We start from the raw sequence: 1,368 nt of genomic DNA, 5'->3' as shown, positions 1-1,368 counted from the left end.
GTCGGCATGGCCGGCACGCGCTACAACGCCGATCACCTCAAGGCTGGCGACAATGCTGCGGTCGGCCACGCCAAGTACGATTTCAAGGACCTGCGCACCGTTGCACCGTTGACCTGGTCGAACAACGCAGGTGCCGGCGGCATCTATTCCAGTGCCCACGACATGGCGCGCTGGATGCAGGTGCAGCTGGCCGAAGGCAAGCTGGCCGATGGCACTGCGCTGTTCACCGCCAAGAGCCAGCAGCAGATGTGGCAGATGATCACGCCGCAGACGATTCCGGCGCCGAGCGTGCCGGAGCTGGCACCGGCGCGGGCCAACTTCGCCGGCTATGGCGAGGGCTGGAGCCTGAGCGACTATCGCGGGCAGAAGCTGGTCTGGCACACCGGTGGCTGGCCGGGCATGGTTTCGCGGCTGACCCTGGTGCCGGGCGAGAAGCTGGGCGTGGTGGTGCTGACCAACCAGGAAGTGGGTGCGGCCTTCAATGCGATCACGCTGAGCGTGCTCGATGCCTACCTTGGCGGTGAAAAGCACGACTGGGTGGATGCCTATGCCAAGGGCGTGGCCAAGGGCCAGGACAAGGCCGACGAAGCGTGGGCCAAGCACCAGGCCGAGCGTGACAAGGGCAGCAGGCCGTCGTTGCCGCTGGCCGGGTATGCGGCCACCTACCGCGACCGCTGGTATGGCGACATGGTGGTGACGGCGGAAGGCAAGGGCCTGCGCCTGCGCTTTGCAAAGACCGCGCAGCTGAGCGGCCGCCTGGAGCACTGGCAGCACGACACCTTCATCGTGCGCTGGGACGACCGCTCGCTCAATGCCGATGCGTTCGTCAATTTCAGCCTGGACCCGGATGGAAAAGTGCGCGAGGTGCGCATGCAGCCGATCTCGGACCTGACCGATTTCAGCTTCGATTTCCAGGACCTGCTGTTCACGCCGGTGAAATGACGCCGCCGGGCGCGGCGCTACCGTTTGGCCGAGCGGACGGGTAGCGCCGGACCACGTCCGGCGAGCGCGTAGCGCGGTTGCAGGCGATCCGCCGGGCATGGCCCGGCGCTACCCGGAACCGGTAATGATCGTCGGCCGGCGTACACACGCGGCGTGGGATACTCCGCCGGCTATCGATGGCGAGGGAATGCGATGTTCCGTTGGTTTGAATCCCTGATTCCGGTGTTTCCGCCCATTGACGGGCGCATGCCGCCGCGCACCGTGGTGCCGTTCTACCTGCACTACCTGCGGCCGGTGTGGCCGGTGCTGCTGGCCACCCTGGTCGCCGGCCTGCTGCTGGCGCTGGTGGAAGTGGCGATGTTCGATTTCCTCGGCCGCATCGTCGACATGGTTGCCGAGCAGCCTGGTGCGGACTTCTTCCAGCGC

Annotated in this window: 1 protein-coding gene and 1 pseudogene; both read left to right on the top strand. The window is 66.5% G+C overall.

Annotation, left to right across the window (positions count from 1 at the left end; all coding sequences use genetic code 11):
- Window positions 1–942 (top strand): DUF3471 domain-containing protein (locus AC1VAN_RS21895; protein ID WP_480986753.1); only part of this gene is annotated, 942 nt, incomplete at its 5' end.
- Between the two features lie 192 nt (window positions 943–1,134).
- Window positions 1,135–1,368, top strand: a pseudogene (locus AC1VAN_RS21890) (multidrug ABC transporter ATP-binding protein); the annotation flags it as partial.

Source organism: Stenotrophomonas sp. 05L44_2 (genome assembly GCF_056665995.1).
This window is presented reverse-complemented; position numbering and strand designations above follow the sequence as displayed.